Below are 25,376 nucleotides of genomic sequence, written 5' to 3'. Positions count from 1 at the left end.
ATTGGAAAATTTTTTATTATTGATATTGTTTGGTGTTTTATTATTGTATTTTTTCTCAAGTATGAATGTTTATAAATCTTTATATAGAAAAGTAAATGAAGAAAAAAATATCATGGAAGAAGAGTATAAAAAACTAGAAGAGATTATTGAAAAATATGAAAAACAGTTAAAAATAAGTACTTCAACACTTAAAAATAATCAAGATACTTTGCAAGTAGCAAGAAGTGATTTGCAAAAAGCAAAATTAGAAAATGCAGAATTAAGGCATAAAGTAGAAGTATTAGAAGAAAGAACTGAGGAGTTATATGCTCAAGTTAATACAATGGTTTAAAAGGTGAATTTTGAAAAAAACTTTTTTTTATTTTTTCTTTATACTTTTTACTTCTAATGTTTTTGCAAATAAAGATTTATTAGAATCCCAACCAGAAATAATTTTTAATTATGATAAAATAAAGCAAAAACAAGATAGTTTTTCTTTACAGTTTGATTTTAATAAAGCTGTATTAATGATGGAAAAAGAAGAGTATAAAAAAGCAATAGAGATATTCAAGCAAACTTCAACTGCGATTAAAATACCCTCATTTTTAAATATAGCAATTGCTTATTATAAAATGGGTGAGATTGAAAATGCAAAATTGTATTTTAACAATATTTATAATTATAAAAAAGCTATTTATCAAAATACTTTTTCATATATGTCAACTTGTTATTATTTATATCAAATTAGAAAAGATAGTAGATACTTAGATATTATAATAGATATTGCTAAAAAACATAAAAATCTAACAGAGCATTCAAAAAGAATGTTAGCTGATACATTAATACTTTTAAAAGATTATGAAAAAGCATTACAAGTTTTAAATAAGATGAAATTTCCTTTAGATTTAAAAAAAGCCTTATTATATTTGAAATTAAAAGATTATGTTCAAGCTGAAAAGTATCTAAAACTTGCAAAAGAGAGTAGTTATAATAAAAGTAGATTTGATAAAATCTTGTGGATTATGGTTTATAGGGATTTAAAAGCAAATGAGCTTGAGAAACTTATGGATAATATTGATCTTATTAATAAAAGAAAAAACAGTTTTAAAGCAAATTTAGAACTGCCTTTAGAGCTATTTTTTAATAAAGATAAGTATTCAGCAAAAGAGTATTTAGAGTTTATTACTAATTTTACAAAAAAAAGAGAAATAGATTATATTTTCTATTTTGCTCCTTTTGTATTTTCTGATAATCAAGAGATTATTTATGATATTTCAAAAGGTTTTATTTTTAAAAGTAAACAAAATATACAAAGCCTTGAAAAAATGGTTGAGTATAATGCCAAATTTATAGAAATAATAAAAGAAGACCCAATAATTCGTGTGAATAAGCTTAAAAGTTTGATTAATTCTAAATCAAAATCTTATGTATATTATAATCTTGCACTTTCATATGCTCATATTTATGATTTTCATAATGCATATAACTATTTTGAAAAAGCATATAAATTAAATCCAGGAAATAAACTATTTTCTGTTATGACTTTAATTGCTGCAAAAAGAATAGATAAAAAAGTACCTGATATTAAATATATAAAAAGTAATATTAAATCAGATCAAGGATTATATAAATATTTTGGACAAGCACTTTTTTCACTCTTTTTAGAGCCTGAAACTAAAGTAAAAGAGAAACCTTTATATTATGAAGATACAATCTTTTATACTGCAATAGAGTTTTTAAAAAATAAAAAAAATAAAAAAGATGTTTCAAATAGTGTTTTATTTGAAGAGTATAACAAAGATCCATTTGTTTATTTGATGAAATTAATACAAAAAAGAAAAAATGAGAGTAATTATGACTATTTCTCAAGACTTCAAGATAATGTTCCTTTATATATAAATGATAATTTTTTAGAAGGTCCACTTGTGGTTACTAGGTATTATATTGATATTTTAAAATCATTGGGACTTTTTTATAAGGCAAATTTGCAGCTAAAAGCTAAAAATAGTCCATCTTTTTTAAGAACTAGTGCATTAAAAGAGTTATATATAGGAAATTCTAAAAAAACATTGGAAATACTAAACAGTTTACAAAAAGAGTATGATTTAGAGGATAAATATACAATGTATTTACAAGTTGCTGCTTTACTTGATCAAGGAAGAAAAAATGAAGCTTCTATTCAAATCTCTTTAATTAAAGCAGTTTTAAATGATCATGATGCAGATTTTTTAACAGGAGTTCAGTTAATTCAAGATTTGAAATTATCTAGTGCAAAGCAGTATTTTAAGTCAAAATATCTAGATAGTATGATTGATATTAGGCTTAAAGGATTAGATGAGTTTCTAGAATCTTTATAAAAGAGTTAAAATTTTATTTGTTTTTTGATATAATCTAAGTAATAGACAATTTTATAGGAGATAGCTATGGAATTAGGAAGAGTTGCAGACATTGATAACGCAAAAGTTAATCATGTAGAAAAAGCAAAAAAAGTTGCAGAAGTTGATAATGACAAAAGAGTTGAGCCTGATGAGAAGTATAAAAATGCTCAAGGTTCGCAACAAGCTTTTGACAAAAATGAAGTGATTTTAGATAATGTCAGATTTGGATATAACAAAAGTTCACAAGATTTTTTTGTAAAAGTTAAAAGAGGTGATGCTGAGTATAAGTACCCAACAGAAGATATGATGAGAGTAAAAGCTCAACTGCTTAATGAGCTTAAACAAAAACTAGACGAGTCTAAGTAAAAGGTAATATTAATTGGCATCAGATTTATCAAATATATTAAAAGATGAGTTAACAAACACATTAGAACAACTATTATCAAAAGGTTCAACAATTGATAATATACAAGAGTTAAATCAAGAAAACTATGAAGCAACTCAATGTATAAAAGTCGATGTAAAGTTTGATTTTAGTGCTGGTACGAGTAATTGGTCATTTTTTATTCCAACTATTTCTGCTACGAAGTTTGAATACTTTATGCTAGGTGGAATGGGTGATTTAAAAGAACATATAGATGATGAAATCGCTGATGCAGTTAATGAAATCACTTCTAATATTTGTGGAAGTTTTTCAACATCTGTTAATGCGCAGAATTTTGATGATATAGGAAGTATTAAGTTTGAAGTATTAAACTCATCAATTGTTGAATCTTCATCAATGAAAGATCAAGAGAATATTTATGAATTTTCTTTATCTATGGATTCTGAAAAATTACCTGTTATTATTGGTTTTGACAAGTTAATACTTCCTTTTATTAGTGCTATAACAGGCAAAGATGATGAACAAGATTTACCACTAGCATCAGAAGATTCAAGTAGTAATGAACAAAACAGTTCTTCAAGTCAATCAAATAAAACTTCATCAAGTGATAGTCTTGGTATTAGTTCTTTATTATCAGAAAACTCTGCACACAATTTACAATTATTGTTTAATATAAAGTTAAAACTTAGTGTAAGACTAGGAACAAAGAACTTTTTATTAAAAGATATTTTGCGTTGGGATATAGGTGAGATAATAGAGCTTGACCAAATGGTAAATGAGCCTTTAGAAATACTTGTAAATGGTGTTAAAATTGGTGAGGGTGAAGCGGTTATTGTTGAGGGAAAATTCGGACTTAAAGTAAAAAGCATAGGAAATGAATCACTAAGATTAAACCAGTTAGGATTGAAGTAGATGGATAAAGGTACATTAGGCGGAATTATAGCGGGATGGTCATTTGTAATGCTAGCAATAGGACTTGGTGGTGCAGGTTTTGGAGCTTATATTGATATCCCATCACTAATAATTGTTGTAGGTGGTACATTAGCTGTAACAGCTGGACAATTTGAAACTAGTGAATTAAAAAGAATGACTCCTGCAATAAAAGTTGCATTTAATGAAGTAAAAACTGAACCTTTACCTGAATTGGTTGAAAAAATGATATTTTATGCAACTGAAGTAAAAAAACATGGTGTAATGCATATTGAACAAAAGGTTATGCAAGAAAGTAATCCTTTTTTAAAAGAGGCATTTCAATTAATTGTTGATGGAACAAAACCAGAAGTGTTAGAACCTTTGTTAGAATTAAAAATGGAGCATATGGAAAAAAGACATGGGATAATGATTAGATTGTTCGCAAACATGGGAGGAACAGCTGGTTCAATGGGTATGATTGGTACATTAGTTGGGCTAGTTGCGATGCTTGCAAACTTATCTGACCCAGCAGCAGTTGGTCCAGCTATGGCAGTTGCTTTGATTACTACTATGTATGGAGCTTTAATTGGTACTTTATTCGCAGGTGTAATTGAAAACAAGCTAGCAAGAAAAAATGATATTGAGATGACAGCTTGTGAAGTTATTATTTCAGGTGCTTCTATGATTGCAGCAGAGGAGTCAATAGGTAATATTAAAATGAAACTAAATTCAATTTTAGTTGAACTTCCAGAATAGAAATAGATATGGCAAAGAAAAAATGTCCAGATTGTCCTAAATGTTTACCAGGTTGGCTAGTTCAATTTGGTGATCTTATGTCTTTATTGCTTACTTTTTTTATTTTACTTTTATCTATGGCAGTTATGGATAAGAAAAAAGTTGAAGAGTATTTTGATATTATGAAAAAAGCAATGGGGTTTTTAGATAAAACTTCAGATGTTAGAGAACAAACAGACCAACACTCAAATAATCAAAGTAATAGTGATAGTTCTGATAGTATGACAGCAGCAGAAGAGGGAATTGAGCAAGCTTCAAATGAAATCAAAGAGATCGTTGAAATTGCAAATGACACTGCAGCAGATCAATCACAAATTATGCAAATAACAAAGGGCAAAAATGAGTTTGTTTTAGATATTCCCTCAACTATAATGTTTAAACCTGGTGAGTATAGAATAAATGATGCTGCTTCTAAGAGGTTTATTGCTAAAATAGCAAGAGTAATAAGAACAATGCCTCAAACTTTTGCAATTGAAGTAATAGGACATACTGATAATGGAGCTTACAAAAATAAAGATATACCAAGAGATGATTGGGATTTATCAGCATTAAGATCTGTTGAAGTAGTAAAAGAGTTGATAAAAAATAGAATTGAACCAGGTCAGTTAAAAGTTTCTGCATATGGTTCATATCATCCAAAAAGTGAAGTTGCTTCTGATAATAGAAGAGTTGAAATCAGATTTTTTTCAGAAAATAATCAATCTGATATTTTAAATGAAGAGAATTTCTTTGATAGGTTGGAATAATGATTGAACTTAGTACACCAATTGTTACTAAAAATGAGTTTAGTAATAACAAATTTGAAAATATAGACGCAAAAAAATTAGATGATGAGAATTTAAAAAAAGTATGTGATGATTTTGAATCTTTTTTTGCTCAACAATTAATGGATATATCATTGAAAAGTACTAATGTTGCAGGTGAGGGTACTGGTTCTGATATTATAAAAGGAATGTATACAGAAACAGTATCTAAAAATACAAAAGGTACTATGGGTATTAGTGATATGTTATATCAATTTTTAAGCCAAAACAATAAATAATAGATTGGATTTATGATGATTGAACAAACAGTTGAAACAATGTTAGAACTTATAGATAAAATGAAAGAATCAATAAAATTAGATATTGAAGATATAAAACAAGCAAGACATGAAAAACTTCTAGATAGAAATAGTGAAAAAGAAGAGATGATCAATGAAATATCATCACTAAAAATAGAATTAAATAAATTGATTGTTGAAAAAATGAAAGCAGGAGAAGATGTTAATATTTATAGACAAAAAGTTGATTATTTAGAAGAAGAGTTAAAAAATCTTTATAAACTCAACAAAGAGTTAGCATCAATAGTCTTACCTGTTCAGCAAATGTATAAAGAGATAGTTGAAGATCTTACAAAAAATAATGGAGGAGCTTTACTTGATGTTAAAGCTTAGTTTTTTACTTATATTTATGTTTCTTAATGCAAATGCAATAGATGTTTTAGTTGCTAAAAAAGCTATACATTATAAATCAATAGTTGATCCAAGTGATTTAATGCTAAGAAAAGTTGATAGTGTTGAAAAGTATTGTAAACCACTTAAATTAGCTGATTTAAATAATAAAAAATATGAAGCACTACACTATATTAGAAAAAGTAGTGTGATTTGTACAAAAGATGTAAAGCCTTACAAAAAAGAGGCAGTTGTATTTAAGTTTGGTGCGTTGGAAATAGAAAAAAGAGGTGAGATAATTTTTCAAAATGATGAGTATATTAGGATAAAAAGAAGTGATGGAAAAATTGAAAAAATCTATAAAGATGGAAGAGTAGAATGAATATGCTTTCATTTTTAGGAGAAACACCAACAATTGCTTTAAAAAAGGCTCAAGAAGAGTGTGGTGAAGAAGCAATTGTAATATCTACTAAAAAAATATCTAGTGCAAAAGATGGCAATAAAGATATGTATGAGGTGGTTGTTGCATTAGAAGATAGCACAATTAATGAACCTATAAAGAAGTCAACTTATACAAAAAAGATTGTTTCAAAAGATCCAAAAAAAGATGAAAAATTTCAGGCTTCTGTGTATGATTTTAGAGCAGAAATACTTAAGATGCAAGATGCAATAGGACAGGTTCAAAAATCAATATGGGATCCTAAAAGTCAGCTATATGATTTGACTATTCCACCTGAATTTGTAGATATGTATAACCTTTTTGAACAAAATGAATTTGATCAAGAGATGACATATACAATAATGAAAAAAACAATAAGACAATTACCAGTTTCATTAAAGGCAAATCCTAAAAAAGTTAATGATTTTTTTAAATTAATATTAAGAAGAATACTTCCTATTAAACATGAAGTGCCATTAAGAAAACATCAAAGAAAAATTACAATGATGGTTGGTCCAACAGGAGTTGGTAAAACTACAACAATAGCCAAATTAGCTGCTAGATATGCTTATAAATTAGGACAAAACTATAAAGTTGGAATTGTAACTTTAGACTCATTTAGAGTTGGAGCTATTGAGCAATTGCAAGCTTATACAAATATTATGCGTTTACCTTTAGAAATTGTTAAAAATCCTGAGGATTTAATAGAAGCTTTACTTAGATTAAAAGATTGTAATTATATATTTATTGATACTGCTGGTTCTAGTCAATATGATGTGGATAAAATTGAGTTAATAAATGAGTATCAAAATAGAATAGAAGAGTTGCCTATTGAAAAAATATTAGTGCTTCCTGCAAATGTAAAGCAAAGTGATTTAATTGATATTTATGCAAACTATTCAAGATTAAATATTGATTATTTAACTTTTACTAAACTTGATGAGACTAGAAGTTTTGGAAATTTGATTTCATTTGCACATAAAACAAAAAAATCAATTACATATTTTTCTATAGGACAAAATGTTCCAGATGATTTAATAGTATCAGATGCATCTTTTTTGATTGACTGTTTTATGAATAGTTCTTGTCCAAGGAGATAAGAGTGTTTAATAGTATTTCAAATCAAGCAAGTAGATTAATCAATCTTACAAAAAATAAACAAAGAGAATCAAAAACTAAATTACTAACAATTACATCAGGAAAAGGTGGAGTTGGTAAGTCAACTTTTACAGGAAATATTGCTTATTTATTATCTTCAAGAGGTTTTAAAGTGGCAATTGTTGATGCTGATATTGGCTTAGCAAATATGCAAGTATTATTTGATATGAAACCAAAATATACACTTTTTGATTATATTGAAGGAAAAATTACTATTGATGAAGTTTTACTTAAAACAGCTTACAAAAATATATCATTAGTTGCAGGAAAGAGTGGTTATCAGTATTCAAATCACTCTAACTCTTTTGTTTTTGCAAGAATAGTTGAAGATATTATTAGCTTAAATGAGTTTGATGTTGTTTTAGTTGATACAGGAGCTGGTTTAAATGAGTATGTTAAAGAGTTTTTGGCAATATCAGATAATATTTTAGCAGTTACTACAACTGATCCTAGTGCTTTAACTGACCTTTATGCATTAATTAAAATGTTATCCAAAGATAAAGAACAGCTTATGTTGTGTTTTAATCATACAAAAAATCATCAAATTGGGAATACAATTTCAAATTCTTTAATAAATTTAGCTAAAAAAAATAGATTAAATGACAATTTTATGGTAAAATATATAGGTAATGTATCAACTTCTGCAAATATTTCAACAACTGGCCGGTTAAGAAAATTATTTAGTTTTGAGTTTAAAAATGATGACTCAACTAAGCAACTACAAGCTATAATTGATACTTTACTTAAAAATATAAAATAAGGTTGCGTAAGGTGTCTGTATATTACAGAAAAAGTGTATTAAATATTATTGTTTTAAAGGAACTATGATACTATGGTAGTAGAAAAGTTTTCCCAAAACGTAATAAATACGGGAATCTTTAGATTGTATATTGCAACTGGATTCTTTGCTACACTTATATTTTTTGTAGTGAATGCAGACTTATTTACTCCTTTGGAAATGCTTTTTGGAATTGTTGGTGTTACAATTGTTTTAAAAGGAGTATCCAATATGATGTTATCTTTGATTATTTTGCTATTTAGTTTAGATAACAAAAAAGAGGAATTGGATTTTAAATATAATTCTGAAAAAATTGATGCAATGCTTGCAGAGATGAGTATCAATGATGCCAATGCAAGCGCTGATAAAAAAGAGTGAGGTAAAAAATGAATATTTCTTCAATTAAAGACTCAATTGGTTCTTTAGGACTTTCACAAGTAAAAAATGAAGTAAACTCTCCAAAAGAGAATGAATCTTTTGCAAGTATGTTAAAAGGTGCAGTAGGTGAAGTAAATCAGCACCAAATTGATGGATATGATGCAATGGAAGGTATTGCAACAGGTAAAGTTGAAAATCTTCAAGAAGCAGTTCAAAAAATTGAAGAGGCTGAGCTTTCACTGAAATTAGGTTTAGAAGTTCAAAATAAAGCAATTGCTGCTTATAAAGAGATTTCAAGAATGCAAGCATAATAAGGAGATTTTATGGGTTTTTTTGATGGATACAATGTAGCAACTTCAGGAATGAGTGCACAAAGAACTAGAATAAATGTAGTAAGTGCAAATATTGCAAATGCGCAAACTACTAATACAATTGATGGCGGACCATATAAAAAACAAGATGTTGTATTTGAAGAGATTTTATTAAATAAAGCAGACAAATCAAATAGTAATGATATTGAACAATCAAATAGTAAAAAAAGTGCAGATGAATTAAGAGGAGTTGGCGTTAAGTCAATTGTTCAAAATGATGCAGACCCTATTATGAGATTTGAACCAGCACATCCAGATGCAAATAAAGATGGATATGTGGCTTATCCAAATATTAATCCAGTTATTGAAATGGTTAATTTAATAGAAGCTCAAAGATCATATGAAGCAAATATTGCTTCTTTTAATACACATAAAAATATTGATACTAAAACACTTGATATTTTAAAGGCATAGTATTATGAAAGAAATGGATTTATTATCATCTTCAAAGACTAAGTCATCTTCTGAAAATAGTTTTGGCACTAAAGAAGTTAAAGAAAAAAAAGAAGGGCTATCTTTATTTGATTCAATTTTAGCACAAAGCTCAAAAGGCAAAGAAGAAGTTTCTACAAAAGATAATAAATCAATTGAAAAAGAAAAAGTATCAAATACAAAAGGTGAAAATCAAAAATCTGAAAATACAAAGCAAACTGACTCTTCAAATAGTAGTGTAACAAACAAAGAAAAAACAAAAAACGATGCAGAAGTTGATAATGTTGAAAGCAATATTACTAAAGAAACAAAAAAAGATAATAGTTCAATGTCTATGCTTGATAGAATGATTTTAGAAGCAAAAAAAGCAACAAACTCTAATAAAGAAGATGTAAAAGATAAAGACTCTACTACAAAAAAAGATGAAACTACTCAATCTAAGCAATCAGATGATTCAAAGAGTTTAGAATCAAAAGATAATAAAAAAAGTGATACTAAAGGTAGTGATATTTTAAAAGATTTGGAAACAAATCCAAAAAAAGATAAAAATTTGGATGAATCTTCTTTATCATCAAAAACAAATACTCAAAAAGATGAAATAAATCCTAATACAAAAGAAGAATCGACTGAGAAAAAAGCTAATAAGTCTGAAAAAACAGATGACATAAATACTAAAGATGGTGAAAAGTCTGAAGTAAAAAAAGATAGCAATAATAAAAATATAAAAGAGTTATTGCAAAATCAACTAGACACAAAAGATATTGAAAAGTCAAAACAGAATATAAATAGTGATGAGAAAAAAGTTACTAAAGACTCTTTAGATAAAAATAGTGATAATAAGGTAGAAAAAGAAGACAAAACGCAAACACAAAATAGTGAAAAGTTATCAAAGAAAGATAGTGAAAAAACATCAGATTTACAATTAAAAGATAATAAAAGTGAAATTAAAGTAAATAATAACTCTTTAGAAAATATAGAAAATGACAAAAGACTTGATCGTTCAAATAGTGATAATAAAACAGAAAATACAAATTCAAAGACTAAACTAGATGGAACTGCTTTAAAAACAGAAGAGACAACTATAAATACAAATAATATAAAAAAAGATACTAATACAAATATAAATGAAACATCAAAAGAAGTAGATAATAAAGTAAAAATTAGTAAAACAGAAAATGAAAATTTAAATATAGAAAATAGTGTAAAAGATGTAAAAAAAGATACTAAAGTAGATAATGAAAATATTGAACAAAAACAAAATAATCTACAAAATAGTAAAGAAGTTAAAATAGATAGCTCAAAAGAATCAATAGATAATCAAAAATTAGAAATAAAAAAAGATAGTTCAAAAATACAAGAAAATATAAGTGATAATAAAAATCAAGTTTTGAAAACACAAGAAAATAAAGTAAATGAAAACTCAACAGAAACTAATAAAAGCGCATCAACTAACACATCTTCTACAACAGAAAATAATACTAAAAATGAAAAAGTAGCACAAGAGCTATCAAAACTTGATCCAAAAACTTCTACAGAAAATAAAAAAGCTGAAGTTTCTTTAGAAAATAAAAACTCATCAAAAAGCTTATTGGAAAAATTAGTTGATGAATCAAAACTTTCAAATAAAGAGATAATTGATTCAAAAAAATTAGAAGTAAATGAACCTCAAAAAGTACCTTTGACTAATAGAAATGATGTGTTAACAAATATTTATTTAAGTTCACAAAAAAATAGTATTGCTAGTCAATCAATTATAGCAAAACATGAGGGTGTAAAAACTGCTAAAGAAGGTAAAAGTGTTGATGATATAAAAACAAGTGCAAAACAGCTTGACTTGGGTTTACAAGAAACAAAAATTGAATTAAAAGATAATCAACAAAAAGAGATACAAAGAAATAATTTTATAGAAAAACTAACAACAAATAAAAATATTATGCAAGAAATATCAAATAGTAATATTGCAAATTCACAATCAAACTCTTCATCTTCTTCATCGGCTAATCAAGGAGCTGATGTTAATATTAATGTTCCAAATAATTTAGCCATGAGTATTCAAAGCAGAATCATAGGAGCACAACAACAAATGTCTTCAATGATGTCTGATGTTGCAAGAAATATGTATGAAAACTACAAACCACCTGTAACTGCTTTTAGAATAAATCTTTTACCAGCGCAATTAGGATCAATTGCTATTTTAATGAAAAGTGATAAAGACTCAGGTCTTAATATTAGTTTAAATATATCAAATGCAGCAACACTAGATGCCTTTGTTAATAATGAAACAGGTTTAAGAAATGCACTTTTAAAGAATTTTGATTCTGATACTAAATTTAATCTTAATTTTGCATCTGATGATAGTACAAGTTCTGATAATCAAGGACAAGATAGTAACTCTTCAAATCAGCAAGGACAACAAAATAGAAGAGAAACACCATCTTCTGCTGATATTTTAAACTCAATGAATAACTCAAATAAAAAATCTGAAGAAAGCTCAAATTATATGTAATGGAAGCCTTTTTATCCTTACTTAATGAAGCTGTAGTAATTAAATTTTTACTACTTCTTGCAAGAATATTATCTTTTGTAGCTTTTATGCCAGTTTATGGGCATAGTGCAGTTAGTCCAAAAATTAGAGTAACTTTTGCTTTTTTTGTTACTATTTTTTTATTTCCCATTATTGAAGTAAAAAATTTAGTTACTCAAGATATGTTTGTACTTTCACTAATAAGTGAAATAACATTAGGAGCAGTTGCTGCTTTTTTTGTACACATTATATTTTCTGCTGTTAGAATAATAGGAGAGTTAATTGAGTACTCAACAGCTTTATCTATGGCAAATATGTTTGACCCTGCAACAGGGACACAAGAAGGTGTTGTTAATAGATTTTTATATATGGTTGCATTGGTGCTTTTTTTTGAAACAGGTATGTATGAGATGACATTTGTTATTTTAGTAAAAAGTTTTTCTATAATTCATTTGGGTTATTTTGATATATTTTCATATGATGGAATACAGATTATTATTGATGAAATAAATAGGCTTTTTGCTTTTTCTTTCTCTTTTGCATTGCCTCTTTTTTTTATTGCATTTATACTTGATTTATATTATGGTTATGGTACAAGATCAATGCCTGCATTTTCTCCATTTGTTATTACCTTTCAGTTGAAATTTGCAGTTATTTTTCTATTTTTAATATTTGGAATGGAGATTTTTACACACTCTTTTACAAATTTTTTTATAAATAAGTTTCAATAAGGTTTAGTTTATGGCTGATGAAGATGAAAAAACCGAAGAACCCACACCCAAAAAGATTGAAGACGCCAAGAAAGAGGGTAATGTCAATAAATCTATGGAAGTTACAGGTGCAGCAATTTTATTTTTTGGGTCGATATATTTAGTATTTTTTTCAGGCCATTTTTGGACTCAAATAGAAAAATTAATGCTTTACTCCTATGGGTTTATAGGACAAGAGTTAGATGCTAATATATATTATACATTAACTTATACTATTACTATGACTATGTTATCAGCACTAGCTCCATTATTTGCTTTAGTCTTTCTTCTAACTTTAATTACAAATTGGACTCAATTTGGATTTGTTGTAACTCCTTTGAAGTTTGATTTACAAAAGCTAGACCCAATAAAGGGATTTGGAAATATATTTGGCTTAAAAAAAGCAATTGAGTCATTAAAGTTAACAATGAAGTTAATTATTATTATGGGTGTAATGGTTGTTATTATTTTGTTAACAGGAGAAGATTATCTTGCAATGATGGATATGTCTTTGCATGCAACTTTAAGCAAAATGATTGATTTAACTGTTATCTTTTTAGCAAGTATATTACTTATTATAATAATTTTTGCTATAATGGACTTTTTCTTTACAAGATTTTATTATTTAAAATCATTAAGAATGAGTAAGCAAGATATAAAAGATGAATTTAAAAATATGGATGGTGATCCTCAAGTAAAGGGGCGTATTAGAAAAATACAGATGGAAATGTCTATGAAAAGAATGATGTCAGATGTTCCAGATGCAGATGTTGTTATTACAAATCCTACGCATTATGCTGTTGCTTTAAAATATGATAATCAAGTAGACACTGCTCCTAAAATGATTGCAAAAGGTATTGATTTTATTGCATTAAGAATAAAAGATGTAGCTAAAGAGAATGATATTCCAATTATTGAAAACCCAGCACTAGCTAGATCTATATATGATCAAATTGAAATATCTCAAGAAATACCAGGTGAATTTTATAAAGCAATTGCAGAGATATTTGCATATGTGTTTGAATTAAAAAAGAAAAAGAGGTAGTTGTTTGAAAAATATAATAATTTTATTTTTATTAGTATCATTTTCTTTTGCAAAAAAAGATTTTTACTATAGCTTTATAAACTCTGCGAATGAACAAATTTCTCAAGAAAGAAAACAAGCAATAGCAGATGGTTTTGATATTATTGAAAATGTAAGAATGCTTGCAAGAAAAGGCAAAGTAGATGAAGCCTATGATCAAATAAATGATTTTAAAAATAAAAATAGAATAAAACTATTAGAAACAGATATTTATATATTGTATGCTGAATTATCACTAAAAAAGAAAACAAAAAGATTTATTTTAGATGCAGTAAAAGAGCTTGAAACTGCTATAAATAGTTCAAAAATAAGAGAAGATCAACTTGCAAAAGCCTATATGCTTTTGGTTGATTTAAAACTTTATTCAAATAAAACTAGTGAGGCTGAATATTTTGCAAATATTATTATTAATAGTTTTAATGATAATGTTACTAAAGCTTATGGAAAAATACATTTAGCAAAAGTTTATAAGTTTCAATATAAATATGATAAAGCTGCAAGAATATTATATGAGGTTTTGACTAAAACAACTGATATTTTAGTAGCAACAATTGTAGCAGATGAACTTTTTGATGTTTATATTGCAGATAATAAATATGATGAAGCTTATGAATTAATCTCTAAAGTTTTAGATAAAAATATAGAGTACTATGCAAAAGATTCTTATTTAGCTTTAGATAAAGTAGATAGGTTAGTAAAGGCAGAAATGCCAGAATTTGCAGTTAAAATTTTAACTGAATTAATCAAACGAACAGATGATAAGCAAATGGCTGAAGAGTTTAAATATAAACTTGCAAATACTTATATGCTTATGTATGAGGGAACACCAAAATATTTGATAAAAGCAAGAGAGTTATATGAAGATATTTTGAAAAATTATCCAACTGGTATGTATGTTGATAAAGCAAAAATGTATATTGATGAGATTTATATGAGAGAGGGAAAAATTGATCCAAATGTTGTTTCAAATAAATATAATGAATCTGCATCAATGCAACAAAAAGTATTATTACAAGAGTTATTAAATGAAAAAAGAGATAAAAAGTATGAAACGATACTAAGAAAAAAAAGAGTTTATAGTAAAGTCTCAAATTCAATTGCCAAAAGATTTGGTTATGATAATATGAGTGCAATCTTTGATGTGGTTAATATAGAGATGATAAAACAGTATTTATCAGAGGGAAAATGTGCTTTATTAAATACTACACTAAAAACATCAAGAAGAGAAACTTTACAAAAATTAATAGATGATGAAGAGACAAAAGATGAGTTTTTTCAATGTATGGTTCAAGAACCATATGAAAGAGCATATTTGCTTATGAAAGATGCATTTAATAGAAGTAGAGATGCACAAATATATCTTTATTTGGAACAAATGGCATATAAATTAGGCTTATTAGATGAAGCAATGGGATTTTCTGCAAAAGTAGAAATGGTTGATAATAGAGATGTTTTAGCAAAAGAGTTTTTATATAGATTTTTGATATTAAATGCAAAGAATGAACCAATAGCAATGAAAAGGTTTTATTCTTATGCACAAAATAATAAAGATTTTATAAAAGCAAATGAAAATAATCCTATGATCATTGACTTTTACTATCAATATTATCTTTATTTATTAGAACAAGATAAAAAAGAAGAAGCTTATGAAATATTGACTAATTTGTATAATAAACAAAAAGATATAAAAGCAAGAGTTTATTCTCCTTTTGTTGAGCAAGAATTAGCAAAATATGAGAAAAACAAAAATAATACACAAAAAGCCTTGGATTATTTACTAGAGGGATTAGATACAAATAGAAAAATTAGACCAAATGATTTAGTAAAATCATATTATGAAGTTATAAAAGCTTATGAAACCATGGGAAACAATCAAAAAAAAGAAGAGTATGTTAAAAAATGTAAAGAAGTTGAGGGTACACAAGATAGTTTATATAAAAAAATGTGCGATGAGATGTAATGATGGATATTGATAGTTTACTAAATAGCATAGATAGTGCAAACTTATCCATTCCTTTTGGAAGAATAAAACACATAAGTACAACAACAATTGTAGCAACTGGAATTGAAGTTGCAGTTGGGGATATTGTTAAAATTGAATCAGTTCAACATCTTTATACAGTACTTGGAATGATAGCCTCAATTGATGGACAAGATTTTACAGTTGTTCCTTTTTCTTTTATTGAAGGATTTAGAATACATGATAAGGTCTATTTACAAAAAGAGGGATTAACTGTTAAGACTGGATATGGTCTTTTAAATAGAGTTGTAAATGCACTTGGAGATCCTATTGATGGCAAAGGTAAGATTAAAGATACTCCTGAAAGTTCAGCAATAAATAAAGTTTCAATGCCTGCCTTGGAAAGAGGTATAATTAATCAAAGATTTTCAACAGGTGTTAAGGCAGTTGATTCTATGCTTACATCAGGAAAAGGTCAAAAAGTAGGTATTTTTGCAGGTTCTGGTGTTGGTAAATCAACACTTATGGGAATGATTGTAAAAGGGTGTGAAGCTCAAATAAAAGTTGTTGCTTTAATTGGTGAAAGAGGGCGTGAAATTCCTGAATTTATTCATTATAATTTAGGTGATAATTTAGAAAATACAATTATTGTAGCTGCAACTTCTGATGAATCAGCATTGATGCGTAAATATGGTGCTTTTACAGCAATGGCTATTGCAGAATTTTTTAGAGATAAAGGTCATGATGTACTTTTGATGATGGATTCTGTTACAAGATTTGCAATGGCACAAAGAGAGATAGGTTTAAGTACAGGTGAACCACCAGTAAGTAGAGGTTATCCACCCTCAGTTTTTGCACTTTTGCCTCAGCTTATGGAAAGAGCAGGTAGTAATGCAAAAGGTTCAATAACAGCATTTTTTACTGTTTTAGTTGATGGGGATGATATGAATGATCCAATAGCAGATCAAAGTAGGTCAATTTTAGATGGTCATATTGTTTTAACAAGAGATTTAACAGAGCAAGGTTTTTATCCTCCAATAAATCTTTTAAAATCAGCTTCAAGGGTTATGGATAAGGTTGTTGATGATAATCACTATAATTACTTTTTAAAGTTAAAAAGGGTATTATCTCTTATAAAAGAGAATGAGGTACTTGTTAGAGTAGGTGCATACAAAGCTGGGATGGATCCAGAACTTGACAATGCTTTAGCTAAAAAAGAGAAGATAAGAGAATTTCTTACTCAAGGCACTAAAGAACAATATACCTTTGAAGATATTGTTCGTATGCTTAAGGAGGTGCTACAATGATTAATAGTTTAAGTGAATCTATTTATAGATTAGATATATTAAATGAGAAATATCAGAATTTAAGTTATCAACAAAGTACTGGCAAAAAAATAGATAATGGAAGTGATGACTCTTTAGTTTTTACAAAAGAGATTTATATTGAGGATAAAGTTTCAGTTTATGAGGGAATAAAAAAACAAATTGAAATAATTGAAGCTCAAAATAATTCAGCTGACTCTTCGGTTGCTGATATTAAAGATTTGATGTCTACAATTAAATCTGAAGTTTTAAGGGCACTTGATGGTACTATGGATGCTGAATCAAAGAAAAGTATTGCTATTAATCTTGAGGGTATGAAAAAAAGTATTCTTCTATTTTCAAATGAACAAGCAAATGGTGAGTATTTATTTAGTGGAACAAATGGTGGACAAGCTCCTTTTGTTGAAGATCCTGTAACTGGAAAGATTACTTATGAGGGTAATGGATATTTAAAAAGAGTTGCTGTTGAAGAGGGCTCTTATAGAGAAAGAGGTGTTTCTGGCTTTGATTTGATGATGAATACTGTAGATGAAGCAGCAGTTGGAGAAAAATTGAATTTTAGTGAAAATCAAAGAATTGTAGATGAATCTGGTAATGAGTGGGTTTTAGATCCAGGTGTTCCTGAAATAGTTAAGCATACTGAAATGGGTGCTACTACTGAAACTATGCCAGTTACGGAAATTTTACCATCAACTACACCAAAAACATATGAAACAACTAATCCTGTAGCAATTCCTGGACAAGTTTTAGAAGCAAAAGAGAATATCTTTGATATTTTAGATACAGGAATTAATGCCTTAAGACAAGTTGATTCAACAGGTGCTCCTGTAACAGAAGCTGAGGCTATGGATAAATTAAGAGAAACTTTAGAAAATGTAAATAAAGCTTATGACACTATAAATGCAGCTCATACTAATTTAGGTGTTAGAAATAGAATTTTTGAAGTTTCATTAGAAAAAGTTTCATCAAAATTAACACATTATAATGTGTTATATCAAGAAACTGCTGGAGCAAATCTTGCAAAAGTTGCAATGGAAGCAAAAGCTTTAGAATTAACATATACATCACTTTATACGACTATAAATAAAGCTAATGAAATGTCATTAGTTAATTTTGTTAGATAGTTTTAGGTTTAAATGAATATAAGAAAGATACTGTCAAAAGATTTATTTGTAGTAGCACTTTTTGTTGCTATACTTATGATTATTATTGTTCCTTTATCAAAAGGGGTTTTAGATTTCTTCTTGGTAGTATCTTTATCTTTGTCTTTACTTATATTATTGATTTCATTATATATTCAAAGACCATCTGATCTTACTACATTTCCCACAATTATTTTAATACTTGCACTATTTAGATTATCTTTAAATATTGCAACTACAAGATCTATATTAAGTGAAGGTCACAATGGTCCAGAAGCTGTAAGTTCCATAATATCTGCTTTTGGGGACTTTGTTGTTGGCGGTAATATGGTAATTGGTATTATCATATTTATTATTCTTGTATTAATTAACTTTATGGTTGTAACAAAAGGTGCTACAAGGGTTGCTGAGGTTACTGCAAGGTTTACACTTGATTCAATGCCAGGGAAACAAATGGCAATTGATGCTGATTTAAATGCTGGGTTTATTGATGATAAAGAAGCACAAATAAGAAGAAAAGAGTTAATCTCTGATGCAAACTTTTATGGAGCTATGGATGGTTCTTCAAAGTTTGTTAAAGGTGATGCTGTTGCTGGTATTATTATTACTTTAGTAAACTTAATAGGTGGACTTTTAATAGGACTATTTCAACATGATATGACTGTTTCTCAAAGTGGAGAAATATATACTATTTTAACTATTGGAGATGGTTTAGTAGCCCAACTTCCTGCACTTATTTTATCAACTGCAACGGCTATTATTATTACTCGTTCAAATATGGATGAGGATAGATTTGCAAATCAATCAATTTTACAATTAGTAAAAGATAGTAAAGCCTTAATGCTTGTTGGTATAGGAATGATTCTTTTTGGATTTATACCAGGATTTCCAACTGGAATATTGTCTATTATGGGACTTTTGATGATGGGTACTAGTTATACTATTTTTATGGTACAAGATGAACAAGACAACTCGATTACAAGATTTTTTAAGCCACAAGAAGCTAAAAAAGGTGCTGCTAAAACTTCAAAAAGTGTTGAAGAATTAAAAGAGATGAAAAAGCAAAAAGGACCTGATGAAGCTCAAGCAATTGAAACTATTATGAAAATGGAAGTTTTAGAGTTAAAACTGGGTTTTAGACTTTTACAATTAGTTCAAGGGGATTCAGAGTTACTTGATAAAATTAAAGGAATTAGAAAAACAATTGCAGCTGATTTAGGTTTTATTATTCCTCAAATTAGAATCTCTGATGATGCAAATTTAGCACAAAATGAGTATCAATTGTATTTAAAAAGAATTCCAATAGTAAAGGGTCGAGTTGAAACTGAAAAGCTTCTTGCTATGGGTGGAATTGGCAATGAGAAGTTAAAAGGTTTACATGTAAAAGAGCCTGTATTTAATTTAGATGCAACATGGATTTCACCTGAATTAAAAGAAGAAGCATTAATGAAAGGTTTTACTGTTGTAGATGCTCCAACAATAATTTCAACTCATATTTCAGAAACAATTAAAAACCATTCAGAAGATATTATTACAAGACAAGATATTGTGGATATTGTTGATGGATTAAAAAAAGATTTCCCAATAGTTGTAGAAGAAGCGATGAAAGTAACATCTTATGGTTCTTTATTAAAAGTGTGTAAAGACTTACTACATGAAAAAATACCTATTGTTGATATGCTAACAATAGTTGAAGCAATTGCAGATATTGCAGAGTTCACAAAAGCACCTGATGTGTTGCTTGAACATGTAAGAAGTAAGCTTTATAGACTTATAACACAAAGGTTTAAAGATAATGATGGAACACTTCATATTATAACTATAAAACCAGAGCTTGAACAACAATTTATAGGAAAGCTTCAAGAGCAACATGGAGTTTCTCAACTTATGCTTTCTATTTCAGAAATAAATAATCTAGTTACAAAAACAAAAGAGACAATAGAGCAAGTTGAATCAAGAGGATTTGGTAAAGTTGCAATGGTTGTTGATCCACTTTTAAGAAAAAGAGTATCTGAAATATATGAGAAATTTGGACTTCAAGTGGCAGTTTTATCCCATGCTGAACTTGATTCAAGAGCAAATTTTGCCATTGAGGGAACAGTAGAGTTTTAAAGATGAAAATATTTAAATTTATTACAATTTTAATACTTTTTTTTAGTTTTGCACATGCTAATGTAAAGCTTGATGCAAAATCTTTTTTTATTAAAGGTGAAGCTTATACTTTTTCAATTATTGCAAAAGGTAAAGATATAACTTTTCCAAAAATTGAAAATATCAATAAAGAATCAGTAGATACTATCTCTACTCAAAATTCAATAAGTATAATTAATTCTAAAGTAGAAAAGAAAATTATTAAAAGATTTAGCTTTTTTCCTAATGAAGAGTTTGTATTACCAAGTTTTGAATTTGAAATTGATGGAAAAAAGTATAAAACAAAAAGTTTAGAAGTAAAATCAAAAAAGATTGAAAAAAGTGATTTTAAATTTGCTGATTTTGAAATTAGTAGTTCTAAAAATTCAGTTTATGTAGCACAAGAGTTTAAATTAAAAGTAAAATTTAAATATAAAGAAGATTTAAATGTACAAGATTTAAATATATCAAATGCAAATTTTAAAGACTTTTGGTATAAGCAAACAGATAATTCAAAACAGTATAAAGAAGATGGCTTTATTGTAAATGAGTTAGAGTTTTTATTATTTGCCCAAAAAAGTGGAAAATTAAGAATTGAACCTTTTAAAATCACTATGCAATTACTTGATATTAATTCAAGTAATTTCTTTATGAATAATAACTATATAACAAAACAGATATACTCAAATGACTTAGAAATCGATGCAAAACCATTACCTCAAGGTGTTAATCTAATGGGAAGTTTTGATATAGAAACTTCCCTTGATAAAACACAAATAAATCAAGGTGATGCAGTATCTTATAAAATTAAAGTTAGTGGATATGGAAATATTGATGATATAAATGATTTTACATTAGACATAAAAGATGCACAAGTTTTTGAAAATAAAGCTAGTATTGATACTAAAATTAAAGATGACAAACTCTATGGAACTTATGAAAAGAGTTTTTCTATTATCCCTAAAAATAGTATAAAACTTAAAAGCTTAGAGTTAAAATATTTTGACAGTAAAACAAAGAAAATAGTTAGAAAAAAAACAGATAGTTATGAAATTAATGTGAAAAAAGCCAAAGAAAAAAAATCACAATTAATTACTCCTAAAAAAGAAAATGTGATTGTAAAAGAAGTTGTCAAAACTTCAATAAAAGATAGAGTAGTATTTTTTATTTTAGGTTTTATTTTTGCATTATTAATAGTTTATTTATATAAGTATGCTATAACTAAAAGATTAAAAAAGCAAAAAGAGAGTACTCTTTTAGTAAAAATAAAATCTTCAAAAACATCAGATGAATTAATAAAAGTCTTGGCTTTTATGATTAAAAAAGATGAAAGTTTAGATGAACTGATTTTCAAGCTTCAAAAAATTGAAGATAATGAAGAGTTTAAAATTTTGAAAAAAGATATATATTCACTTGTAAAGCAAATAGAAAAAGGAAAAAAATGAGATACTTATTAGTATTTTTTATTAGTGCAAACTTTGTTTTTGCTTCAGTTTTTTATGCAAAACTTGAACCAATCAACAGCTATAAAATAAAATCAAATGTGAGTGGTAAAGTAATATTTTCAAATGAAAATATTGAAGGAAAAAAAGCAAATGATTCTTTGATAATTGAACTTGACTCTTATGTTGATAGAATTGATTTAAAACAAACACAAAATAAATTAGAAGCTGTAAATAGCATGATTGAAATAGAGAGTAAAAATTATGAAAGAATGAAAAGAGTATCTTCAAAATCAGATTTTGAAAAAGATAATCAAAAATTAAAAGTAATAAATTTACAAACAACAAAAGCAGATATAAAAATAAAAATCGCAAATTTGAAAGATAGTATTAAAAATAAAAAGTTAATTGAGAAAAATAATTATATTTATAATGTAAATGTAAAAAGAGATGATTATGTGACTCCTGGAACACTACTTTATGAAGCAAAAGACTTAAGTAAAGGTAAACTTGAAATTTTTGTGCCAATTGATGATATTGAAAAAATAAAATCAAAAGATATATATATTGATGATAAAAAAAGTGATATAATAATTTCTAAAATATATGATGTTGCAGATAGTGAGCATATATCATCATATAAAGTTGAACTTCATTTAAATAATGTAAAAAAATTCTCAAGGCTAGTAAAAGTTGAATTCAAATAATAAAACAATCGCATGTCCACTTGATTGTTATGACACATGTGAAGCTATTGTAGTTGATGGCAAAATTAGAGGAAACAAAGGTCATTTTCCAACAAGTGGAAAACTATGCGCTAATTTTATTGCATGTTTAAAAGCTGATTATTTACAAACACCTATTTATAATAATAGAAAAATCACACTAGAAGAATCTTTAAATATCTTAGTAGAAAAACTTAAAAATGTTAATGCAAATAATAGCTTATTTTATAAAGGAAGTGGTAATTTAGGTGTTATGCAAAGTAGCTTAAAAAGTTTTTTTGCAAAATATGGCTCTACTTTAACTCAAGGAAGTTTATGTGATGGGGGAGGTGGCTTAGGCATTAAAGCCACAAGAGGTGAAGTTGTAAATCCTCCAATTGAAAAGCTACTTGAAGCTGATGTTATTATTGTGTGGGGGAGAAATTTTTCTGTTACCTCTTCTCATATGTATGAGTTAGTAAAGAATAAAACATTTATAACAATAGATCCAATAAAAACAGATATTGCAAAAAGATCAGAATTGCACTTATCTTTAAATCCAAAGACTGATTATGAACTTGCATTGCTTCTTACAAGATTTGCTTATATGCAAGATATGGAAGATGAAGAGTTTTGTAAAAAATATGATACAAGTGAAGATTTTTTTGATTTAGCAAAAAGCAGACCCATAATATCTTATGAAGAAGCAACAGGAGTTAGCTTAGATGATATAAATAGATTTTTTGAAATCATAGAAAATAAAAAAGTTGCATTGGTTTTAGGACTTGGAGTTCAAAAGTATTATGAAGGAGCAAATATTACAAGATGTATTGATTCCTTTGCAGCTTTTTTAGGACTTCATAATAGCTCTCATCATAGTGGAGTTTGGTATTTAAGTAACTCTACATATGGTTATGAAAGTCAGTTTGATACAACAAATAGTTTAATAAAAGAAGATGTGAGTGAAGTTGACTTTGCAGAGTATGAGTTTGTATTTATTCAAGGTGCAAATCCCGTTGTAAGTGCTCCTAATACAAAACGAGTTATTAATGGTTTAAAAAATAGCTTTGTTGTTTTTATGGGAACAACTTATAATGACACATGTGAATATGCAGATTTGATAATACCATCTTGTTCTTTTTTAGAAAAAGAAGATATTAGACTTTCATATGGTCACCAATATAAAGCTGTTTCAAATAAAATTAATGAACCATCAAAAGATACCATTAGTGAATATGATTTAACAAAATATTTATATGAAGTTTTTAATTTTGATGGTTTAAAAGATGAAAAAGAAGTTTTAGATTATTATAAGAGTTCAAAAGCAAAAGAGTATGTGTTTGATAATTTTGAGTTTATTGATGATATAGAAATTGAACATTTGTATGAGCAAAAATTAGAAAATGAATACTACTTTATAACAGCTAAACAAAAAAGAAGTCTTAATTCATCTTTTAAAATTGATAATTATTTATATCTGAATCCTAAAACAAATATAAAAGATGGGAGCAAAGTTAAACTTCGTTCAAAATATGGAGAAGCAAGTTTTGAAGTTAAATTAACACAAGATGTAAAACCTAATTGTGTTTTATGTTATGCAGGAAATAAAAAAGCAAACTATTTAACTCCATATAAAAGCGATGAGACATCTCATAGTGCTATGTATCAAGAGGTCTTAGTATCTATTGAATTACCGTAAACTTTTTAAAGAACACAAAGTAATAAGAGATTTATCTCTTGTACAGTTTATATCTTATTTTGGTGCATGGTTTTCAAATGTAGCAATTTATACAATGCTTGTGAACTTTGGTTCATCAGCTTTAGCTATTTCAGTGGTTACTGCTATGCATTTTCTTCCAGCTGTATTAATCGCACCATTTTCAGGAGCCATAATTGATAGGTTTAAGATAAAACCTTTGATGTTATCTTTGCTTATAATTGAGTTTTTGATGACATTGAGTTTTTTATTAATTGATAGTAAAGAACAAATTTGGCTTTTACTTATTTTTATTTTTATTAGAATGAGTAGTGCATCTATGTTTTTTTCAACTGAAATGTCTCTTCTTGCAAAACTTGTTAAAGGTCCTGCTTTACAAAAAGCAAATGAAATACACTCAATTATTTGGTCTTTTTGTTATGCATTTGGAATGGCTGTAAGCGGAGTTGTAGTTAATTATATTGGCGCAAAACCTGCAATAATAATTGATTCTTTATTCTTTTTATTAGCTATAGTTGTTTTTGCAAAGATAAATTTTGTTGTTAAAGATTCAAAAATTACTGATAAGTTTTTTACCATAATAAAAGATGGTTTTATCTATATAAAAAGCAATAAAATTTTAGTTCATTTAATACTTTTACATGCAAGTGTGGGATTAACATCTTTTGATGCACTTGTAACCTTACTTGCAAAAAATGAGTACAAATATGTAATTGCTGTACCTTTATCTATTGGAATTTCAAATGCAATAAGAGCATTTGCTTTGATGATTGGACCATATTTTTTAGGTCAATTTGCAAATAAAAATACATTTTTTTATATTTTAATATTTCAAGGTCTTGCTATTGCTTTATGGGCTACATTGCAGTTTAATTTTTATTATGCACTTATAGGACTTTTTTTTACTGGATTTTTTACAACAGTTATTTGGTCATATACATATGCACTTTTGCAAGAAAATTGTGAAGAGAAATATCTAGGAAGGGTTATATCTTATAATGATATGATTTTTATGCTTTCAAATGTTGTTACAACAATTTTTATAGGTTTAATGGCAAGTTTAACTTCTCTTGATATAATTACTTATATTATTTCATCGATTTTTATTTTAGTTGCTTTTTACTATAAAAAGGTTTTACAATGGCTATAACAAAGCACTTTT

At 27.2% G+C, this 25,376-nt stretch carries 25 protein-coding genes; all 25 read left to right on the top strand.

What is annotated here, in order from left to right; all coding sequences use genetic code 11:
• The first annotated feature begins 1 nt into the window (after position 1).
• The 25 genes from ACAN_RS11290 to ACAN_RS11170 all read left to right on the top strand — a co-directional run bounded on the left by ACAN_RS11290 (position 2) and on the right by ACAN_RS11170 (position 25,364).
• Positions 2 to 331 (top strand): hypothetical protein, encoded by a 330-nt coding sequence (locus ACAN_RS11290; protein ID WP_228145260.1) that lies wholly within the window; start codon positions 2 to 4, stop codon positions 329 to 331.
• Positions 332 to 341: 10 nt separating this feature from the next.
• Positions 342 to 2,336 (top strand): tetratricopeptide repeat protein, encoded by a 1,995-nt coding sequence (locus tag ACAN_RS11285; protein WP_099334294.1) that lies wholly within the window; start codon positions 342 to 344, stop codon positions 2,334 to 2,336.
• Positions 2,337 to 2,402: 66 nt separating this feature from the next.
• The gene (locus tag ACAN_RS11280) at positions 2,403 to 2,723 is read left to right on the top strand and encodes a flagellin (RefSeq protein ID WP_099334295.1); all 321 of its coding nucleotides are present in this window, start codon (positions 2,403 to 2,405) and stop codon (positions 2,721 to 2,723) included.
• Between the two features lie 13 nt (positions 2,724 to 2,736).
• Entirely contained in the window at positions 2,737 to 3,654 is a 918-nt protein-coding gene (locus tag ACAN_RS11275) for a FliM/FliN family flagellar motor switch protein (protein ID WP_099334296.1), read from the top strand.
• The gene (locus tag ACAN_RS11270) at positions 3,655 to 4,410 is read left to right on the top strand and encodes a motility protein A (RefSeq protein ID WP_099334297.1); all 756 of its coding nucleotides are present in this window, start codon (positions 3,655 to 3,657) and stop codon (positions 4,408 to 4,410) included.
• Between the two features lie 8 nt (positions 4,411 to 4,418).
• A complete protein-coding gene (locus tag ACAN_RS11265; RefSeq protein ID WP_099334298.1) occupies positions 4,419 to 5,195 on the top strand; it encodes an OmpA/MotB family protein in 777 nt (258 codons plus the stop codon).
• Positions 5,195 to 5,491: a hypothetical protein gene (locus ACAN_RS11260; RefSeq protein ID WP_228145261.1), complete on the top strand. Its 297-nt coding sequence runs from the start codon at positions 5,195 to 5,197 to the stop codon at positions 5,489 to 5,491. Before ACAN_RS11265 ends, ACAN_RS11260 begins: the two co-directional genes overlap by 1 nt.
• 15 nt (positions 5,492 to 5,506) lie before the next feature.
• On the top strand, positions 5,507 to 5,884 hold the full coding sequence (locus ACAN_RS11255) for a hypothetical protein (RefSeq protein ID WP_099334299.1): 378 nt from the start codon (positions 5,507 to 5,509) through the stop codon (positions 5,882 to 5,884).
• Entirely contained in the window at positions 5,871 to 6,263 is a 393-nt protein-coding gene (locus tag ACAN_RS11250; RefSeq protein ID WP_170233032.1) for a hypothetical protein, read from the top strand. The genes ACAN_RS11255 and ACAN_RS11250 overlap by 14 nt, the downstream gene beginning before the upstream one ends.
• Positions 6,260 to 7,420, top strand: a complete 1,161-nt coding sequence (gene flhF, locus ACAN_RS11245; protein ID WP_079576894.1) for a flagellar biosynthesis GTPase FlhF — start codon at positions 6,260 to 6,262, stop codon at positions 7,418 to 7,420. The genes ACAN_RS11250 and flhF overlap by 4 nt, the downstream gene beginning before the upstream one ends.
• Positions 7,421 to 7,422: 2 nt before the next feature.
• Entirely contained in the window at positions 7,423 to 8,238 is an 816-nt protein-coding gene (locus ACAN_RS11240; RefSeq protein ID WP_099334301.1) for an AAA family ATPase, read from the top strand.
• A gap of 72 nt (positions 8,239 to 8,310) precedes the next feature.
• Complete coding sequence (locus ACAN_RS11235) at positions 8,311 to 8,634, top strand: hypothetical protein (RefSeq protein WP_079576896.1); 324 nt, start codon at positions 8,311 to 8,313, stop codon at positions 8,632 to 8,634.
• A gap of 8 nt (positions 8,635 to 8,642) precedes the next feature.
• Positions 8,643 to 8,945 (top strand): flagellar hook-basal body complex protein FliE, encoded by a 303-nt coding sequence (gene fliE / locus ACAN_RS11230; RefSeq protein WP_079576897.1) that lies wholly within the window; start codon positions 8,643 to 8,645, stop codon positions 8,943 to 8,945.
• Between the two features lie 12 nt (positions 8,946 to 8,957).
• The gene (flgC, locus tag ACAN_RS11225) at positions 8,958 to 9,419 is read left to right on the top strand and encodes a flagellar basal body rod protein FlgC (RefSeq protein ID WP_099334302.1); all 462 of its coding nucleotides are present in this window, start codon (positions 8,958 to 8,960) and stop codon (positions 9,417 to 9,419) included.
• Positions 9,420 to 9,423: 4 nt separating this feature from the next.
• Positions 9,424 to 11,943 carry a flagellar hook-length control protein FliK gene (locus ACAN_RS11220; RefSeq protein ID WP_099334303.1) on the top strand — a complete coding sequence of 840 codons (2,520 nt, stop codon included), beginning with the start codon at positions 9,424 to 9,426 and terminating at the stop codon, positions 11,941 to 11,943.
• Positions 11,943 to 12,692 (top strand): flagellar biosynthetic protein FliR, encoded by a 750-nt coding sequence (locus tag ACAN_RS11215; RefSeq protein ID WP_099310397.1) that lies wholly within the window; start codon positions 11,943 to 11,945, stop codon positions 12,690 to 12,692. The genes ACAN_RS11220 and ACAN_RS11215 overlap by 1 nt, the downstream gene beginning before the upstream one ends.
• A 10-nt stretch (positions 12,693 to 12,702) precedes the next feature.
• Positions 12,703 to 13,755, top strand: a complete 1,053-nt coding sequence (gene flhB / locus ACAN_RS11210) for a flagellar biosynthesis protein FlhB (protein ID WP_079576901.1) — start codon at positions 12,703 to 12,705, stop codon at positions 13,753 to 13,755.
• A 4-nt stretch (positions 13,756 to 13,759) separates the two neighbouring features.
• Positions 13,760 to 15,754 (top strand): YfgM family protein, encoded by a 1,995-nt coding sequence (locus ACAN_RS11205; RefSeq protein WP_099334304.1) that lies wholly within the window; start codon positions 13,760 to 13,762, stop codon positions 15,752 to 15,754.
• A gap of 2 nt (positions 15,755 to 15,756) precedes the next feature.
• Positions 15,757 to 17,061, top strand: coding sequence for a flagellar protein export ATPase FliI (gene fliI, locus ACAN_RS11200; protein ID WP_409454906.1), 1,305 nt, complete (start codon positions 15,757 to 15,759; stop codon positions 17,059 to 17,061).
• The gene (locus ACAN_RS11195) at positions 17,058 to 18,203 is read left to right on the top strand and encodes a flagellin N-terminal helical domain-containing protein (RefSeq protein ID WP_099334305.1); all 1,146 of its coding nucleotides are present in this window, start codon (positions 17,058 to 17,060) and stop codon (positions 18,201 to 18,203) included. The genes fliI and ACAN_RS11195 overlap by 4 nt, the downstream gene beginning before the upstream one ends.
• A 12-nt stretch (positions 18,204 to 18,215) precedes the next feature.
• Positions 18,216 to 20,333 carry a flagellar biosynthesis protein FlhA gene (gene flhA / locus ACAN_RS11190; RefSeq protein ID WP_099334306.1) on the top strand — a complete coding sequence of 706 codons (2,118 nt, stop codon included), beginning with the start codon at positions 18,216 to 18,218 and terminating at the stop codon, positions 20,331 to 20,333.
• A gap of 2 nt (positions 20,334 to 20,335) precedes the next feature.
• On the top strand, positions 20,336 to 21,796 hold the full coding sequence (locus ACAN_RS11185; protein WP_099334307.1) for a BatD family protein: 1,461 nt from the start codon (positions 20,336 to 20,338) through the stop codon (positions 21,794 to 21,796).
• The gene (locus ACAN_RS11180; protein WP_099334308.1) at positions 21,793 to 22,500 is read left to right on the top strand and encodes an efflux RND transporter periplasmic adaptor subunit; all 708 of its coding nucleotides are present in this window, start codon (positions 21,793 to 21,795) and stop codon (positions 22,498 to 22,500) included. Before ACAN_RS11185 ends, ACAN_RS11180 begins: the two co-directional genes overlap by 4 nt.
• On the top strand, positions 22,487 to 24,196 hold the full coding sequence (locus tag ACAN_RS11175; RefSeq protein WP_099334309.1) for a molybdopterin-dependent oxidoreductase: 1,710 nt from the start codon (positions 22,487 to 22,489) through the stop codon (positions 24,194 to 24,196). Before ACAN_RS11180 ends, ACAN_RS11175 begins: the two co-directional genes overlap by 14 nt.
• A complete protein-coding gene (locus ACAN_RS11170; protein WP_099334310.1) occupies positions 24,183 to 25,364 on the top strand; it encodes an MFS transporter in 1,182 nt (393 codons plus the stop codon). The genes ACAN_RS11175 and ACAN_RS11170 overlap by 14 nt, the downstream gene beginning before the upstream one ends.
• Positions 25,365 to 25,376: the final 12 nt, after the last annotated feature.

The sequence above is a fragment of the Malaciobacter canalis genome (genome assembly GCF_008000835.1).
GTDB lineage: Bacteria > Campylobacterota > Campylobacteria > Campylobacterales > Arcobacteraceae > Malaciobacter > Malaciobacter canalis.
The sequence above is the reverse complement of the archived record's forward strand: the minus strand, read 5'-3'. Positions and strand labels throughout refer to the sequence as shown.

Coding starts and splice junctions, on each gene's coding strand:
- ACAN_RS11280 (WP_099334295.1), top strand. CDS start 2,403: ATGGAATTAGGAAGAGTTGCAGACATTGATAACGCAAAAGTTAATCAT.
- ACAN_RS11270 (WP_099334297.1), top strand. CDS start 3,655: ATGGATAAAGGTACATTAGGCGGAATTATAGCGGGATGGTCATTTGTA.
- ACAN_RS11265 (WP_099334298.1), top strand. CDS start 4,419: ATGGCAAAGAAAAAATGTCCAGATTGTCCTAAATGTTTACCAGGTTGG.
- ACAN_RS11260 (WP_228145261.1), top strand. CDS start 5,195: ATGATTGAACTTAGTACACCAATTGTTACTAAAAATGAGTTTAGTAAT.
- ACAN_RS11255 (WP_099334299.1), top strand. CDS start 5,507: ATGATTGAACAAACAGTTGAAACAATGTTAGAACTTATAGATAAAATG.
- ACAN_RS11250 (WP_170233032.1), top strand. CDS start 5,871: ATGTTAAAGCTTAGTTTTTTACTTATATTTATGTTTCTTAATGCAAAT.
- flhF (WP_079576894.1), top strand. CDS start 6,260: ATGAATATGCTTTCATTTTTAGGAGAAACACCAACAATTGCTTTAAAA.
- ACAN_RS11235 (WP_079576896.1), top strand. CDS start 8,311: ATGGTAGTAGAAAAGTTTTCCCAAAACGTAATAAATACGGGAATCTTT.
- fliE (WP_079576897.1), top strand. CDS start 8,643: ATGAATATTTCTTCAATTAAAGACTCAATTGGTTCTTTAGGACTTTCA.
- flgC (WP_099334302.1), top strand. CDS start 8,958: ATGGGTTTTTTTGATGGATACAATGTAGCAACTTCAGGAATGAGTGCA.
- ACAN_RS11220 (WP_099334303.1), top strand. CDS start 9,424: ATGAAAGAAATGGATTTATTATCATCTTCAAAGACTAAGTCATCTTCT.
- ACAN_RS11215 (WP_099310397.1), top strand. CDS start 11,943: ATGGAAGCCTTTTTATCCTTACTTAATGAAGCTGTAGTAATTAAATTT.
- flhB (WP_079576901.1), top strand. CDS start 12,703: ATGGCTGATGAAGATGAAAAAACCGAAGAACCCACACCCAAAAAGATT.
- fliI (WP_409454906.1), top strand. CDS start 15,757: ATGGATATTGATAGTTTACTAAATAGCATAGATAGTGCAAACTTATCC.
- ACAN_RS11195 (WP_099334305.1), top strand. CDS start 17,058: ATGATTAATAGTTTAAGTGAATCTATTTATAGATTAGATATATTAAAT.
- flhA (WP_099334306.1), top strand. CDS start 18,216: ATGAATATAAGAAAGATACTGTCAAAAGATTTATTTGTAGTAGCACTT.
- ACAN_RS11185 (WP_099334307.1), top strand. CDS start 20,336: ATGAAAATATTTAAATTTATTACAATTTTAATACTTTTTTTTAGTTTT.
- ACAN_RS11180 (WP_099334308.1), top strand. CDS start 21,793: ATGAGATACTTATTAGTATTTTTTATTAGTGCAAACTTTGTTTTTGCT.